Annotated in this window: 12 protein-coding genes; 3 read left to right on the top strand and 9 right to left on the bottom strand. The window is 47.7% G+C overall.

Features of this window, described 5'->3' with window-relative positions; genetic code table 11:
• Window positions 1-2: 2 nt before the first annotated feature.
• Together FTT64_RS08825 and FTT64_RS08830 are read right to left on the bottom strand one after the other, a co-directional pair.
• Window positions 3-827 carry a PAAR domain-containing protein gene (locus tag FTT64_RS08825; RefSeq protein ID WP_127799662.1) on the bottom strand — a complete coding sequence of 275 codons (825 nt, stop codon included), beginning with the start codon at window positions 825-827 and terminating at the stop codon, window positions 3-5.
• 241 nt (window positions 828-1,068) lie between these two features.
• Complete coding sequence (locus tag FTT64_RS08830; RefSeq protein ID WP_168396345.1) at window positions 1,069-3,963, bottom strand: valine--tRNA ligase; 2,895 nt, start codon at window positions 3,961-3,963, stop codon at window positions 1,069-1,071.
• Window positions 3,964-4,147: 184 nt separating this feature from the next.
• On the opposite strand from FTT64_RS08830, the gene FTT64_RS08835 reads away from it, so the two are divergent.
• Together FTT64_RS08835 and FTT64_RS08840 are read left to right on the top strand one after the other, a co-directional pair.
• A complete protein-coding gene (locus tag FTT64_RS08835; protein ID WP_005176074.1) occupies window positions 4,148-4,843 on the top strand; it encodes a hypothetical protein in 696 nt (231 codons plus the stop codon).
• 20 nt (window positions 4,844-4,863) lie between these two features.
• Window positions 4,864-5,667 carry an SDR family NAD(P)-dependent oxidoreductase gene (locus FTT64_RS08840; RefSeq protein ID WP_168396344.1) on the top strand — a complete coding sequence of 268 codons (804 nt, stop codon included), beginning with the start codon at window positions 4,864-4,866 and terminating at the stop codon, window positions 5,665-5,667.
• 47 nt (window positions 5,668-5,714) lie between these two features.
• On the opposite strand, the gene FTT64_RS08845 is transcribed toward FTT64_RS08840, so the two are convergent.
• Both FTT64_RS08845 and FTT64_RS08850 read right to left on the bottom strand, forming a co-directional pair.
• Window positions 5,715-6,149, bottom strand: coding sequence for a YbjQ family protein (locus FTT64_RS08845; protein WP_005176078.1), 435 nt, complete (start codon window positions 6,147-6,149; stop codon window positions 5,715-5,717).
• Window positions 6,150-6,152: 3 nt separating this feature from the next.
• The gene (locus FTT64_RS08850; RefSeq protein WP_005176080.1) at window positions 6,153-6,509 is read right to left on the bottom strand and encodes a YbjQ family protein; all 357 of its coding nucleotides are present in this window, start codon (window positions 6,507-6,509) and stop codon (window positions 6,153-6,155) included.
• 3 nt (window positions 6,510-6,512) lie between these two features.
• Between FTT64_RS08850 and FTT64_RS08855 the strand changes: the two genes are divergently transcribed.
• Window positions 6,513-6,785: a hypothetical protein gene (locus FTT64_RS08855; protein WP_168396343.1), complete on the top strand. Its 273-nt coding sequence runs from the start codon at window positions 6,513-6,515 to the stop codon at window positions 6,783-6,785.
• 26 nt (window positions 6,786-6,811) lie between these two features.
• Here FTT64_RS08855 and adeK read toward each other — a convergent pair whose 3' ends face one another.
• The 5 genes from adeK to FTT64_RS08880 form a co-directional block, all read right to left on the bottom strand.
• Window positions 6,812-8,269 carry a multidrug efflux RND transporter AdeIJK outer membrane channel subunit AdeK gene (gene adeK, locus FTT64_RS08860; RefSeq protein ID WP_005176082.1) on the bottom strand — a complete coding sequence of 486 codons (1,458 nt, stop codon included), beginning with the start codon at window positions 8,267-8,269 and terminating at the stop codon, window positions 6,812-6,814.
• A complete protein-coding gene (locus tag FTT64_RS08865) occupies window positions 8,269-11,448 on the bottom strand; it encodes an efflux RND transporter permease subunit (protein ID WP_168396342.1) in 3,180 nt (1,059 codons plus the stop codon). The genes adeK and FTT64_RS08865 overlap by 1 nt, the downstream gene beginning before the upstream one ends.
• A 13-nt stretch (window positions 11,449-11,461) precedes the next feature.
• On the bottom strand, window positions 11,462-12,727 hold the full coding sequence (locus FTT64_RS08870) for an efflux RND transporter periplasmic adaptor subunit (RefSeq protein ID WP_005176086.1): 1,266 nt from the start codon (window positions 12,725-12,727) through the stop codon (window positions 11,462-11,464).
• 28 nt (window positions 12,728-12,755) lie between these two features.
• Complete coding sequence (locus FTT64_RS08875) at window positions 12,756-13,370, bottom strand: phosphatase PAP2 family protein (protein WP_127799652.1); 615 nt, start codon at window positions 13,368-13,370, stop codon at window positions 12,756-12,758.
• A gap of 152 nt (window positions 13,371-13,522) precedes the next feature.
• Window positions 13,523-15,574 (bottom strand): site-specific recombinase, encoded by a 2,052-nt coding sequence (locus tag FTT64_RS08880; protein WP_168396341.1) that lies wholly within the window; start codon window positions 15,572-15,574, stop codon window positions 13,523-13,525.
• Between the last annotated feature and the right edge of the window lie 15 nt (window positions 15,575-15,589).

Genomic DNA, 15,589 nt, shown 5'->3' on the forward strand with positions numbered 1-15,589 from the left:
ATTTATCTAGCAAAAGAAGTTAGAGTGAACGTATATTTTTTGTATGGAGGGATAGGGGTTACAAATCCCACACTGTCATTAGGTCGAGCGGTATAACCTAGCTCAAGCTCAACCTCAACTAAGCTAATATTAGGCTCTGGTAGCTTTATAGTACAACTACCTAATGGAATCTTTCCTTTCTCAGTATCCCAAACACCTGAACCTACTTGAAGTCTAGTTGTTCCGAAATTTTCACCTTGTCTTTTAATTGTTGCTTTTCCGTAGGGGTAAATTTTAGCACTATGTATAATTGGATTGGGATCCATCATTACACTTATAAAGAGATCTCTACCAGTTAAAACATAATTAAGAAAATAACTAACAGCTCCAGAAAGCCCTTGAACTCCCTCATCAAATGGCATGATGATAGCTCTGTGACTTATGAATACATTGGTTTGGTTTCTTTCAACATAGAATATTTTAGTTTTATCTTTTTGACTATTTAAATTGCTATAAAGATTATCATTAATTAAGTTAGATGAGCCTGAACTAACCAAACTATTACTAATTGAACTTGACCCTGCTCCTTGAGCCTTTCCAGCTAAGTTTTGTCCAGGAATAAAAGTGGCTCCACAGGTAGTTTTATCACCGGCCACAATCATTGCTTTACCATTAATGAGTACCAAACTATTAGCTGCTATAGCTGAAACCATTGTTTTGCATTTAGGGCAGTAGTGTTTCATACCTTGAAGATGAGCAGGTTTACCTTGAACTACAAAAGTATTATCAACTTCGGTTACCACTCCACCATGAGTTGTTTTATCACCTATTGTTATTGTTGCTTGCATTTAATAACTCAGATTTGATTAAACTATTGACAAAATTAATGTTATCTGTAAAAGGATTGTTATTATGATGTATATTTGTAACTTGTAAGTTACAAGATTTAATTTATCGAATGATTGAAGATCAATCATGTCTAACTGAGCATAGTTTTATCAAACTAGAATAAAAGTAATTAATTTATTTTAATAAAAAGGGAAGCTACATTGCGCTTCCCTTTCTTTAGATTAAATCATAACCCTTAAATCAAAGCGCTGCAATTTGCTCCATATTCGCTTTAATCTTCGCTAACTGATTAGCAAATTCAGCAAGTTTTACTTTCTCGCCTTCAACCACAGCGGCAGGTGCTTTTGCCACAAAACCTTCATTTGCAAGTTTAGTTGCAATTTGGTCATGCTGTTTTTGAACCTTGTCTAAGTCTTTTTGTAGACGACCCAATTCCGCTTTAGGGTCAATTAAGCCCTTCATTGGAACGAATACAGATACATGACCGACAACACTTGATGAAGACAATGGCGGTTGTTCAGCATCTGCAAGGAACGTAATGCTTTCAACTTTCGCCAAAGCTTTAAACAATGGTTCAATACGAGCAATCTGCGCTTTTTCTGCATCAGTGGTGTTTTGAAGAAGAACAGGCAATAAGCGAGCATTCCCTAGGCCCATTTCACCACGAATGTTACGTACCGCACCAATCAAACCTTGAAGCCATTGCATATCTGCTTCGGCTTGGTCATTGATAAGCGCTTGGTCAGCAACAGGGTATTGCGCCAACATAATCGTTTCGCCAACAATGTTCAGTTTCGGCGCAAGGGTTTGCCAGATTTCTTCAGTCAGGTAAGGCATCAACGGATGAGCCAAACGTAAAGACGCTTCCATGACCGCGAGCAATACACGACGTACTTCAGCTTTACGCTCTTCAGACACATTTTCATCGTTCAGAACCGGTTTGGTTAATTCAACATACCAGTCACAGTATTCATTCCAAATGAACTCGTAAATCGCTTGTGCAGCCAAGTCTAAACGATAGGTCGCAAAGGCTTGTTGAACCGCAGCTTCCGCTTTTTGTAGACGGCTGACAATCCACTGCTCAGGCAATTCCCAAAGGTCTTGACGAACCTCTTGACCAATTACTTGATCTTCGCAGTTCATCATTACGAAACGGGTTGCGTTCCAGATTTTGTTGGCGAAGTTACGGTAACCTTCAACACGCTTCATGTCGAACTTGATGTCACGACCGGTGTTGGCAAGCGCACAGAATGTGAAACGAACCGCATCTGTACCGTAAGACTGAATCCCTTCAGGGAATTCTTTACGGGTCGATTTTTCAATCTTCGCCGCTTGTTTCGGGTTCATCAAACCTGTGGTACGTTTTTGTACTAAAGTTTCAAGATCAACACCATCAATCAAATCTAATGGGTCAAGCACGTTACCTTTAGATTTAGACATCTTCTGACCTTCGCCATCACGTACCAAACCGTGTACATACACAGTTTTGAATGGTACTTGTGGCGTGCCATCTTCATTTTTCATGAAGTGCATCGTAAGCATGATCATACGAGCAACCCAGAAGAAGATGATGTCAAAACCTGTCACCAATACATCAGTCGGGTGGAAAGTATTTAAGAAATAGTTTTCTTTGTCTTTCGCTTCGTCACCTGTCCAACCTAAAGTTGAGAATGTCCAAAGACCAGAAGAGAACCATGTATCCAATACGTCTTCGTCTTGGTTCAATTCAACTTCAGGGGCAATACCGTTTTTCGCACGAACTTCTTCTTCGTTACGACCCACGTAAACATTACCTTCTGCATCGTACCAAGCAGGGATACGGTGACCCCACCACAATTGACGCGAGATACACCAGTCTTGAATATTATTCATCCACGCCATGTACATGTTGCTGTACTGCTCAGGCACGAATTTGATACGACCGTCTTGAACCGCTTCAATCGCAGGTTTCGCAAGCGGTGCAATTTTTACATACCATTGATCCGTCAATAACGGTTCAACGATGACACCTGAACGGTCACCGCGAGGTGGTTTCAAGGTGTATGGTTGAATTTGGTCTAACCAGCCTTCAGCTTCTGCTTGTTCGACTAACTTTTTACGTGCTTCAAAACGCTCTAAACCAATGTAGTCTGCAGGGGCAGGAATGGTTTTAGAAATTTGCTCGCCCGCTTTCGCGATGTATTCAAACTCAGCCAACACTTCAGCATTTTTGTTGAAGATGTTGATGATTGGCAATTCGCAGCGTTTACCGACTTCATAGTCATTGAAGTCATGCGCAGGGGTAATTTTTACACAGCCGGTACCGAATTCTTTGTCGACATATTCATCTTTAACGATTGGAACCGCACGACCAGTAATTGGCAGGATGATATTTTGACCGACCAAGTGCGCATAACGTTCATCATCAAGGGCAACCGCAACCGCTGTATCACCCAACAATGTTTCAGGACGCGTGGTTGCAACCACGATGTGATCTTTACCATCGTGCGTGCGAAGTGACTTATCTTCAAAGAAATATTTGAAGTGCCAAAGTGAACCTTGTTCTTCTTTATCAGACTCAACTTCTAGGTCAGATAGAGCAGTTTGCAGTTTAGGGTCCCAGTTCACCAGGCGTTTACCGCGGTAAATCAAACCTTCTTCGTGCAGTTTCACAAACACTTCTTTCACTGCGTTGGATAAACCTTCATCCATGGTGAAGCGTTCACGTGACCAGTCCACAGAAGAACCTAAACGACGGATTTGACGGGTAATGTTACCGCCAGATTGTTCTTTCCATTCCCATACTTTTTCTAGGAATTTTTCACGACCAAGATCATGACGGCTAATGCCTTGCGCACCCAACTGACGCTCGACAACCATTTGCGTTGCAATACCTGCGTGGTCAGTCCCCGGTTGCCATAAGGTATTTTTACCTGACATACGGTTATAACGGGTTAAGGCATCCATGATGGCATTGTTAAAACCATGACCCATGTGCAAGCTACCGGTGACGTTTGGTGGCGGAATCATGATACAGAAAGACTCGCCTTTTTCAGACGGCTTGAAGTAACCGCGCTCTTCCCAGGTTTGGTACCATTTTTTCTCGATCTCGGTCGGATCGTAAGTTGTAGCAATATTTTGCGCTGAATCAGTCATAGTTCGAACAGATCAAAAGTAGATAAAAAATTGCATCTATTGTAGCAAAAAAAATGGCGACTTAGGCAGCCTGAATCATTGGCTTGTTTAAGCAATTGGCATCTGCACTTACTCGTCGTATGATGTAGGCAAATAACAATGCGCAAAGTTCGCAGAACAACGACGAAAAAAAGCGAGAACAACAATGACCTATTCAATCGCACTAAAATTAAGCCCAGCTACCTATCAGCGTTTTCAGCAGTTACATCAACAGTTTAACCAGGGTAATCCGCACAGTCTGGCCAAGCCTTTAGGCGAGGTGCTGTCACATATTTCCTGTGAAATTGTCGATCAGGTGTTTGGTGAAATTGCCCGGACCAGCAGCTCGCCCGACCGTGAATCGGAAAAGATTGTGCAGCAGGTGATGGATACCGTGCAAAAATATATGCCATGGTCGGTGTCATTTTTTGGCAATGACCGTCTGGTGCCGATGGTGAATTATCTGCAACAGAAAACCTATGAAAAAGAGGGGCAGGCCTATGTGGCCTATCCGGTCGATAATGTGCTGATTAAAGAAACCTTGGGTTGTGTCGAACAAATCCGGCAGGGCAATAGTGCCTATATCCAGCCAGCCTTTCGGGCTTTTACCCAGATTGTCGATCAGGGCGTGACCAGTCTGGTCCGCGAGCCAAAGAAAATGCTGAAGTTTAATTTTATGGTCGATAAAACCCTGACCGGGGTGATTCAGCTGACCACCCAGCTTGGCTATAAGCGGCTGGAAAAACTCGGCACCCAGTTTGATACCCGCATAACGGAACAGTATTTCAATCATTTTCTGGGCTTTGTGGGCAATGACCCGCAGCCAGAGCGCGGTTACACTGATATTCATCACAACAAATGAACGTATAGAGGGACAGATTCATGGCCAAGCAGGATTTAACAGGAAAAGTGGTGTGGATTACCGGGGCATCTTCCGGATTGGGCAAAGCCTTGGCCAAAGAATGTGCCTTGCAAGGTGCCGACGTCATTCTGACCGCACGCCGTTATGAAGAACTGGAAAAGGTGCGCGTGACTTTACTGAACCCGGAACGCCATGTGTCAGTTTGTGCCGATATTACCGATGAATCACAGGTACGGCATGCTTATGCGCAGATGTTAGCGGCCAAAGGCCGGATAGACTGGCTGATTAACAATGCCGGGCTCAGCCAGCGCGCGCTGATTCAGGACACCACCATGCAGACAGAACGTGCCATTATGGAAGTCGATTATTTCTCGCAGGTGTTCCTGACCAAAACCGTGTTACCGACCTTTATTGCCCAGAAATCGGGACGGATTGCCTTTGTCTCTAGTGTCGCCGGTTTGCTCGGCACCCAGTACCGTGCCTCTTATTCGGCGGCCAAAGCCGCAATTCATATGTGGGCCAACAGTTTGCGTGCGGAAGTGGCGCAAGATGGCGTCGAGGTTTCGGTGATTTTCCCCGGCTTTGTCAAAACCAATGTGTCCTTTAATGCCTTAAATGGCGAAGGCAAACCGCAGGGCCATCAGGATGAAGCAATTGAAAATGGTCTGGAGCCGGACCTGTTTGCCCAGACCACGGTCAGTGCCTTGCTGGCGGGAGAGGAATATATTGTGGTTGGTGGCGCCAAGGAAAAACTGGGGGTTTGGGTGTCGCGTTTATCGCCAAGTACGCTGTATAAAATGATCCGTAAAATGAAGGTGAAGTAATACGTTCCAGAGCATTTGACGAGATGAAGACAGATCAGGCCATCAGCTTATTTCTTGATGGCCGTCCCATAGGCAAACACTTCCACCATCCCACCTTGCATCCCCAGTTCGGTGGTGCTTAAACGCAGGCCTAAAATCTGGGTAGCACCCATTTTCTCGGCTTCCAGCTTTAAGCGTACAATTGCTTCACGGCGCGCACGTTCCACCACACTTTCATAACTGGTCAGACGGCCACCGAGTAAATTCTGCACATTGGCAATTGCATATTTAAAGTAATCATGTGAAATCACCACATTGCTGCTGACCAGTTGGCCGGGTAGGTCAGTGCTTTTAAAGCGGCTGCTGTCGAGCTGGATATAGGCCAGTCGCTGTTCCTGTTCGGCCAGATATTGAAAATGCTTGCGTTCGTTATAACGGCCAAAACCAAAGCCAACGGCAAACAGTACTGCAAAAATCAGCAGCTGCAGGAGCAATCCATCCATGACTTAGTCCTGTGCAGGGAAGGGGTCAGGCAGTTTCGGCATGATCGGATCGACAATCACCGCCGTGCCATAAACGAACAGTTCAGATGCACCCTGGGCAATGTTGGAGGTGGAAAAACGGATTCCGACAATCGCATTGGCACCCATGCTGCGCGCTTTGTCGATCATTCGGTTCATGGCTTCCTGACGCGATTCTTCCAGCAGTTCGGTATAGGCTGTCAGCTCACCACCGACAATATTTTTCAGTCCGGCCAGCAGGTCACGGCCGACATGCTTGCTGCGTACCGTACTGCCATATACCACATCAATTTGCTGGCGAATGGTGTGTCCGGGTACAGATTCCAAATTACTCAGTAACATGTGATGACCAATAACAATAGATTGCTGATGAAGATAGAAAAACTGCGGGCAAAATGCAATCAAAACATCTCTTTTACAGTTTTATACGGGCAGATGTGTATTAAATCTTTTGGCGAGTCACTACAAGCAAAACATGATTTCTTAGCTTTGCTCATCACTCTATCGAGCTACTTTTATTTAATGGATGATCCAGGCACATCATCAGGCAAAGAAAAAGCCAGTCAGCGCGAGGCTCACTGGCTTGATTATCAAGCGATAAGAATGAAATCACCCTGATGCTTGACGCTGCAACTCAGACAATCTTATTGCTGAGCAGCGCGGCGTTGTTCTGCCACAGACGGCTGCTGGGTCACTTGATCTGAAGTGTTGGCTTTCAGGCCGCCACCCAAGGTTTTGTACAGTTCCACCTGATTGTTCAGATTGGCCTGTTCCAGCAATAACAGCCCTTGCTCGGCTGCATAAGAGGCACGCTGTGCATCCAGTACGGTCAGATAGCTGTCAATGCCGGCGCGGAAACGGGCTTCCGACAGACGATAGGTGGTATTGGTGGCTTCAACCAGACGGCGCTGTGCGGCAATCCGGTCACCAATATTTTCACGCACTGCCAAGGCATCATTCACTTCACGGAAAGCGGTCTGAATCGACTTTTCATAATCTGACAGCGCAATCTGCTGATCGGTTTCTGAAATGCGGATATTGGCCTGACGTGTGCCCCAGTCAAAGATTGGAATATCCAGACTTGGACCAATTGACCAGACAAAGTTACCTGATTTGAACAGGTCACTTAAATCGGCCGAGGCATAACCGGCGGAACCGGTCAGGCTGATGGTCGGGAACAGACGGGCACGCGCTGCGGCAATATTGGCACCTGCGGCAGACAGACGGTATTCTGCTGCACGAACATCGGGACGGTTTACCAGCAGATCACTTGGTAAGCCGGCACCAATTGCAGTATTGGAGGTAATGCGGGTAATACGCTGTGCCGGCAGCAGATTGGCCGGAACCGGTTGACCCACCAGCAGATTCAGCAGGTTTTGTGCCTGCGCCACCTGAGTCTTATAGTTGGCCACATCATTACGTGCGGTTTCGACTGAAATTTGCGCCTGACGTACCGGCAGTTCGCTGTCGATGCCAACGTCAAAACGTTTTTTGTTCAGGTTATACGATTCAAGCTGGGCCTTTAAAGTTTGCTCGGCCAGTTTCAGGTTGGCATTGGCAAAGGAATAGCTGAGCCAGGCCTGAGACACCTGACCAATCAGGGCAATTTGCGTGGCATCACGGGCGCTCTGGGTGGCCAGGAAATTATCCAGCGCATTGTCACGCAGGCTGCGGACCCGACCCCAGAAATCCAGTTCATAGGCGGTGACCCCTAAACCAACGTTATAGGAGGTGCTTGGGCCACGACCCTGATTGCTCATGGTGTCCTGACGTAACACGCTGCCACTGGCACCAATGGTGGGTAACTGGTTATTTTCAGTAATCTGGTACTGTTGCTGGGCACGCTGGATGTTCAACGCCGCAGTACGCAAATCACGGTTATTGGTCAAGGCCAGATCCAGCACCTGTAACAGGCGCTGATCGGCAAAGAAATCTTTATAACCCTGTTCTGCAACAGAGCTTCCGGAAGCATTGCTATAGCTGCTCGGAATATTCGCCTGAGCAACCGGCTCTGGCCCGCGCATGCTCTGACAGGCTGTCAAAGCAAGCGCAAGGGCAGAAACCGCAATACCACGGCCTGTGAGAGACCATAAGTTTTGCATCACGATACATGCTCCTGATGATTTTGTTGTTTTGGTTTGTATTTAAAAATACTTCGAATCCACACGTAGAATACCGGGATAAAGAAGATACCCAACAAGGTCGAACTGATTACGCCGCCCAGAACACCATAACCGACCGAGTGCTGGCTACCTGCACCTGCACCTGAAGACAGGGCCAGCGGCAGTACACCAAAACCGAAGGCTAAAGTGGTCATGATAATTGGACGTAAACGCATTTTTGCCGCATGTAAAGTGGCTTCAAACAGGTCTTCACCTTTTTCCTGCAACTCTTTGGCGAATTCGACAATCAGGATCGCGTTTTTCGCAGACAGACCAATCACCGCAATAATCGCCACCTGGAAGTAGATGTTATTCGACAGGTTCGGGTTCTGGAACAGCACCATCCCGCTGAAGGTCAGGAACAGGGCACCGACAATACCTAATGGTACGACCAGTAATACCGAGAACGGAATTGACCAGCTTTCATACAGCGCTGCCAGACACAGGAAGACGATTAACAGCGACAGGGCATACAGGAATGGTGCCTGATCACCCGATTCACGTTCTTCCAGTGACAGACCGGTCCATTCATAGTCGAAACCTTGCAAGCCCATGTCTGGCAGCTTGGCAATAATTTCTTCCATGGCCACCATCGCATCACCCGAGCTGACGCCAGGCGCTGGTGTACCCTGAATGTTCATGGAGGATACGCCGTTATAACGCTCTAAACGTGGTGAACCATAGGTCCATTCACCGGTTGCAAAGGCCGAGAACGGTACCATTTCGCCGCGGTTATTACGTACATACCATTGATCAAGGTCTTCCGGCATCATACGTGAGCCTGCTTCACCCTGAACATAGACTTTCTTGACACGACCGCGGTCGATAAAGTCATTGATGTACGAACCACCCCAGGCCATGCCCATGGTGCTGTTAATTTCAGCAATACTCACACCCAAGGCACCGGCCTGCGCATGGTCTACAATCACGCGGTACTGTGGTGTATCTTCCTGACCATTTGGACGCACCCCGGCCAGACGTGGATCTTTGGCTGCTTCACCTAAAATGATGTTACGTGCCATGGTCAGTTTTTCATGACCTTGACCGCTGGCATCTTTCAGCTGCAGGTTAAAGCCAGCACTCACGCCCAGTTCAGGCATGGCAGGCAATTGCAGCGGCATGATGTAAGAGGCATCTTTAACAATCATGTTCAGTGCCATACCACGCTGGATAATCGCACCGACCTGAGATTCTGGTGAAGTACGTTCTGACCAGTCTTTCAGTTTAATGAAGGCCAGACCTGCGTTTTGTCCAACCCCGGTGAAGGAGAAGCCGGCCACACTAAACACAGACTCGACATGCTCTTTCTCATTTTTCAGGAAGTAGTTGGTCATGGTGCTGACGACTTTGTCGGTCCGTTCCAGACTGGCATTTGGTGGCAATTGCACCAAGGTCATCACCACACCTTGGTCTTCATCCGGCAGGAATGAAGATGGCAGTTTCTGGAATAACAGCACAATCACAACCAGCACTGCACCGTAAATAAGTCCGGAGAAAATCTTGCTGTGGGTCATACGGTTCACACCGCCCTGATATTTCACCGACATCTTGTCAAAGCTGCGGTTAAACCACCGGAAGAAACGCGCAAACAGACCGTTGCTTTCCGGCTTGTTCGGATCATGCTGTTTCAGCATGGTCGCACACAGGGCTGGGGTAAAGGTTAAGGCTACAATCAGCGACAGTACCATCGCGGTGACCAGGGTCACCGAGAACTGACGATAAATCACCCCGGTCGTACCACCGAAGAATGCCATTGGTACGAATACCGCAGACAGCACCGAGGTAATCCCGATTAACGCACCGGAAATCTGTTTCATTGACTTTTCAGTGGCTGCCACAGGGTCGAGATGTTCTTCGACCATGACACGTTCCACGTTTTCCACCACGACAATCGCGTCATCGACCAGCAGACCAATCGCCAGAACCATCGCAAACATGGTCAGGGTGTTAATCGAGAAGCCGAACATGTTGATGACGGCAAAGGTCCCCAAGACCACCACCGGTACAGCCATGGTTGGAATAATGGTAGCGCGCCAGTTCTGCAGGAACAGGAACATCACCAGGAATACCAGAATAATCGCTTCAATTAAGGTTTTAACCACACTCTTAATCGACAATTCAATAAATGGTGTGGTGTCAAAGGCCAGCTGATCGACCATCCCTTGCGGGTAGTTTGGACGTAACAGCTTTAAGCGCTCTTCAACGGCTTGGGCGGTATCCAGCGCGTTGGCACCAGTTGCCAGTTTAATCGCAACACCACCGGCAGGTTTGCCGTTGAATTTGGAATCAAACTGATAGTTGTCTGCACCGAGTTCTACACGAGCTACATCACCCAGACGCACCTGTGCACCTGAAGCAGTATTTTTCAGGAAGATATTGCTGAACTGTTCTGGGGTTTGCAGCAGGCTTTGTGCCGTCACGGTTGCGTTGAGCACCTGACCTTCTATGGCGGGTGCACCACCTAACTGACCGACAGCGACCTGGGCATTCTGGGTACGAATGGCTGTGGCAATATCACTTGGGGTGACTTGCAGGCTGGCCATTTTGGCTGGGTCCAGCCAGATGCGCATTGCATAGGAACCACCAAACACCTGAACTTCACCGACCCCCGCCACACGGCTTAAGGGTTCAGAAATATTGGAGTTAACATAGTCTTTAATGTCATTTGCTGACATGCTGCCATCAGGCGAATAGAAGGCCAGAACTTGCAGGAAGCTGGCGCCTGATTTAGTGACCCGTACCCCTTGACGCTGGACATCTTCCGGCAGCAGGGCAGTAGCAGACTGTAATTTGTTCTGTACCTGAACCTGGGCGATGTCAGGATCGACGCCTTGTTCAAAGTTCAGCGCAATAGATGCAGAACCGTTACCGGCACTGTTCGATGAAATATAACGCAAGCCATCGAGACCATTCATCTGCTGTTCAATAATCTGGGTCACTGTGTTTTCAACTGTTTCAGCCGAAGCACCCGGATAAGTCGCAGAAATGGTGACCGTTGGCGGCGCAATGGTCGGATACTGGGCAATGGGCATATTGGACAGGGTCAGAATACCCGCCAACATGATCACCAGTGCAATCACCCATGCAAAAATCGGGCGATGAATAAAAAATTGAGCCATTGAAGTCTACCCCTTATGTATTTGAAGTAGCTTTTTGTTCAGCCTGAGCATCCGCCTGATCTGCCGGTTGTTTTGCCTTATCTGATGCAGCAGGTTGCTGGGCACCTTGTGGCGCGGCAGCTTGCGGTTGATATGGTTTGGCTACCACTTTCTGTTCCGGCTTGACTTTGGCAATGCCTTCTACAATAACTTTGTCACCGGTTTGCAGACCTTCAGTCACAATCCAGTCTTTACCCTGAATACCGGCAGTGGTCACTGGACGTGGTTCAACCACACCTTTGGCATTGACCAGCATCGCCATGGCCTGACCGGTTGGGGTGCGGGTAATGGCAGCTTGTGGAATCAGCACAGCATTTGGAATTACCCCTTGCACAATCTGTGCAGTGGCAAACATGCCTGGCAATAACAGATGGTTTGGATTCGGGAATACCGCACGTAAAGTCACGGTACCCGTGTCCGGATTAACGCTGGCATCAGAGAATGCCAGACGGCCTTCAACCGGATAATAGCTGCCATCTTCCAGTTTCAGCTTGACTGTGGTGTTGTTACTGCTGTTTAAATCACCTTTACTCAGCTGCTGGCGTAAACGTAGCAGTTCAGCACTCGACTGGTTGATATCCACATAAATCGGGTCCAGACGCTGAATCGTCACCAGCGGTTCCTGCTGGCTGGCAGTCACTAACGCACCTGCCGTCACGGTAGAACGGTTGGTCTGACCTGAAATTGGTGCACGTACGGTTGAATAACCCAGGTTAATTTCTGCATTGCGCAGTTCGGCACGGGTGGCCGCGACATCTGCTTCAGCCAGTTTCACCTGCGCCACAATGTCATCATATTCCTGTTTGGAAATGGCATTGCTGCCCACCAATTGACGATAACGGCCTTCTTTGACACGTAAGACGTTCAGATTAGCCTGCTGACGTGCCAATGCTGCACGGGCACTATCTACCGATGCACGGTTGGTCCGTGAATCAATTTCGTATAAGGCCTGACCTTCACGTACATAACTGCCTTCGGTAAACAGACGTTTCTGCACCACACCGCTGGTTTGCGGGCGAACTTCAGAAATTTCAAAGGCAGTGGTACGGCCGGAAAGTTCAACAGACTGCTCGACACTTTGTGGCTGTACAACAATAACCCCAACTTCTGTTGGAGGCATTTGCTGCTGGGCTGCAGCTTGCTGCGCATCATTTGGATCTTTGCTACAACCCACAAGCGCGATGCTTGTGGCCAATGCGCAAGCAGTGAGGGCAGGGGCCCAAAGCTTTGCAGACATCATTCTTCCACCTCAATTAGATTTTATCTATCTAAAAATTATTCATTGGTTTGCGCTGGCTGTACTTGATCAAGATCAGATAGAGCAGCGTGATCCAGATAAAACTTATGCTCCAGCCTGACAGGACATCTGAGGGAAAATGTACGCCAAGATACACTCTTGAAATTCCCATCAGCAACATCCACATAACAGCACATATTACAATGGCTTTATGTGCGGGATGTTGCATTGACACATAAATTGCAAGACAGCCCAGCGTTGCGGCATAAAAACTGTGTGCGCTGGGAAATGAGGCACCATAGCTATTGACCAGATGATACATTTCTGGTGGGCGCTCTCTTGCAATCAGATACTTGAGCATCCAGGCAATGGCAAAACTCCCCATCAGTCCAATGCTGACCAACACGATATTTGCATATTCCTTCTGCCTGGCCAGATACAGGCACCAAAGACTGGATAAAAATAATACAAATGGCATGCCACCAATGACAGATAACCCCGTCATTAGTGAGTTCAACATCTCGTTACGGTGCTGGCTGAACCAGTCTACAATTGCCGAATCAAGGGCAGTGAGCGCTGGAACATAAAGCATTAACACGCTGAAAAAACACAACAAACCACCGAGATAAAGCAAAAAATTAGGCATGCCGAAATCCTGGTTAGTTTAGCTGATCCGAGCGCAGTCCGGTAATGGATTAAAGTGTACTCGCCAGTACACTTCATTTCAAGCCTGTATAAATTATGCTAATTTCTTTTTCAATTCTTTTTAACACATGACAAAATAAATTAACAAATTCCTTAATGATGACCCTTGGCCGGGCCAGATTGCTCTTCAACTTCAACAGGTTGCTTGGGTGGCCAGAAAAAGTCACTTGGTCGGGTCAAGAAATGGGTCATGACCAGTTTGGCCAATGGCTTCCACTGTTCAAAACGTACCCGACGTGCGCGCAGGGCCACAATAATGGTGAGGGTGAAGCTGACAAATAAGTTGGTCAGGCCAATTAACAGCACACCCAGGAAAGACACAATAATCAGGCCAATTTCTGGACTGCCGTTGACGTTCATCAAGCCCTGAATAAAGTTGGCCGAGGCAAAGGCAATATGCCGGATATCTAAAGGCAGACCCAGAATATAACCAATTGTGCCCATACTGCCGAGCATAATCCCGAACAGGAAATTACCGGCCAGTGCACCCAAGTTCCGTTCAATATAGGCGGCAAAACGGTCCAGCCGTTCCTGACTCATCCATTTTTTCAGTTTGGCATGCGCCTGTAGCCGTGGCCCGACTTTGCGATACACCGCCATGTTATCGAAGTAACCGGCAATCAGGCCCGATAAAAACAGACATACCCCGGCAATGGCCGCGTGTGGAATTGCCAGGGAGGTAAACGGATTCAGGTCATGCAGCATTTTACTGGCTTTGGCATGATTCATTAAAGGCTCATGCAACGCCGCATCCCACATAAAGGCAATTAGGGCGGCCACCGGAATGGCAATCGAGATATTGCCCAGAATGGCAATAAACTGGGTCCGGATAATATTGATAATCAGCGCAGCCAGCTCGGCAATTTGCGCCATTTTCGAGCCTTTGCGATGCTGTACGGTCGAGGCCAGTGCGGCAGCGGTCATCGCCGGCTGTTTGGTGGCCACAGTAAAGTGCAGCACATGAATCAGCATAAAACCCAGCGAGTAGTTCATGCTGTTAATAAAGGCGTGCATCAGCGGCGCCAGGGTTAAACGTGCCGCCAGCACCTTGAGGGTGGCCATGGTGGCAATAATGACCCCGGCACCGGCAGCCGATTTATACATTTCCAGAAAGCCGGCCTTGTCGGTACTTACATAATGTTCACCGGTTTTGCTTGCATTTTCAGTCACCTGCAAGGCCATCAATTCACTGTTGGTGGCCAGCAGGGAGCGGACACTGCGTTCGCTATACAGCGCGGTGGTAATATCGACCAGCAACTCGCCCATGGCGCTATAACGCACATCATCTTCTTCAACAATCAGGTTCAGCAGCAGTTCAATCCGGTCCAGACACTGTTCCAGTAAAGACAGTAAATAGGTCAGGCTGACACTGACCCCAATCCGTTTGGTGGCCCGGCGAATTTTATGGCTGACGTCACGGCACTGGTCAATCATCACCAGCGCCTGTGACGCATCTGGTGGAATTACTGCTTCAAATTTGTCGGCACTTTGATGCAGGTTTTTATACTGCACAATGAAATCGTTGATTTCACGGTTCTGCACTAAAAATGGCGATTCGTATTCGGTCAGTTCCGGATGGGCATTAATAAATTCCGGGTATAAACCAATTCCGCTGACCCGATAGGACAGTACAGTAATGGCTTTAATGATTTCCTGACGAATCAGTTTTTTATCATCCTGATTACGATGGCCCTGATTGAGCAGGCGAAACAGCTGCTGCCACTGCTGATCTTCAATATCATCCAGCCAGTATTTATCGCTGCGCTGATGGAAAATGCGGCGCAGCAAGTCCTGCAGCTGGCTCTGATCATTAATCAGCGGTAAAAAATGCGCTCCTAGGCGCTGGAACAGCTGGCTCCAGAAACCATCTAAAGACAGGATGCCAGTATCGGCATACAGGCTGGTCTGTTTGTACTGGCTAATTAAGCAGAGCACAAAACTTTGTAAGGTATTGGCGGCATTGGGCGTAATCAGCAGGGCATGTAAAAAAGCCTGAAACTTTTCTTGTATTTCTTCGCTATTTTCGGTGTTGGCTGGTCGAATGCGGTTGACCAGCTCAATGAGCAGTTGCTCGTCAAGATCAGCGGGCGTGGTTTCCAGCTGATCCTGCATGTTCAGGAATAGGTCATAAAATTTTATATGCATAGGCAAGGATAAAGC

This window comes from Acinetobacter sp. Q186-3 (genome assembly GCF_013420655.1).
In the GTDB taxonomy this organism is placed as follows: domain Bacteria; phylum Pseudomonadota; class Gammaproteobacteria; order Pseudomonadales; family Moraxellaceae; genus Acinetobacter; species Acinetobacter indicus.

What these genes read in the sequence shown, in the direction of transcription:
- FTT64_RS08825 (WP_127799662.1), bottom strand. Translation starts at nt 827, where the DNA reads ATGCAAGCAACAATAACAATAGGTGATAAAACAACTCATGGTGGAGTG.
- FTT64_RS08830 (WP_168396345.1), bottom strand. Translation starts at nt 3,963, where the DNA reads ATGACTGATTCAGCGCAAAATATTGCTACAACTTACGATCCGACCGAG.
- FTT64_RS08835 (WP_005176074.1), top strand. Translation starts at nt 4,148, where the DNA reads ATGACCTATTCAATCGCACTAAAATTAAGCCCAGCTACCTATCAGCGT.
- FTT64_RS08840 (WP_168396344.1), top strand. Translation starts at nt 4,864, where the DNA reads ATGGCCAAGCAGGATTTAACAGGAAAAGTGGTGTGGATTACCGGGGCA.
- FTT64_RS08845 (WP_005176078.1), bottom strand. Translation starts at nt 6,149, where the DNA reads ATGGATGGATTGCTCCTGCAGCTGCTGATTTTTGCAGTACTGTTTGCC.
- FTT64_RS08850 (WP_005176080.1), bottom strand. Translation starts at nt 6,509, where the DNA reads ATGTTACTGAGTAATTTGGAATCTGTACCCGGACACACCATTCGCCAG.
- FTT64_RS08855 (WP_168396343.1), top strand. Translation starts at nt 6,513, where the DNA reads ATGACCAATAACAATAGATTGCTGATGAAGATAGAAAAACTGCGGGCA.
- adeK (WP_005176082.1), bottom strand. Translation starts at nt 8,269, where the DNA reads ATGCAAAACTTATGGTCTCTCACAGGCCGTGGTATTGCGGTTTCTGCC.
- FTT64_RS08865 (WP_168396342.1), bottom strand. Translation starts at nt 11,448, where the DNA reads ATGGCTCAATTTTTTATTCATCGCCCGATTTTTGCATGGGTGATTGCA.
- FTT64_RS08870 (WP_005176086.1), bottom strand. Translation starts at nt 12,727, where the DNA reads ATGATGTCTGCAAAGCTTTGGGCCCCTGCCCTCACTGCTTGCGCATTG.
- FTT64_RS08875 (WP_127799652.1), bottom strand. Translation starts at nt 13,370, where the DNA reads ATGCCTAATTTTTTGCTTTATCTCGGTGGTTTGTTGTGTTTTTTCAGC.
- FTT64_RS08880 (WP_168396341.1), bottom strand. Translation starts at nt 15,574, where the DNA reads ATGCATATAAAATTTTATGACCTATTCCTGAACATGCAGGATCAGCTG.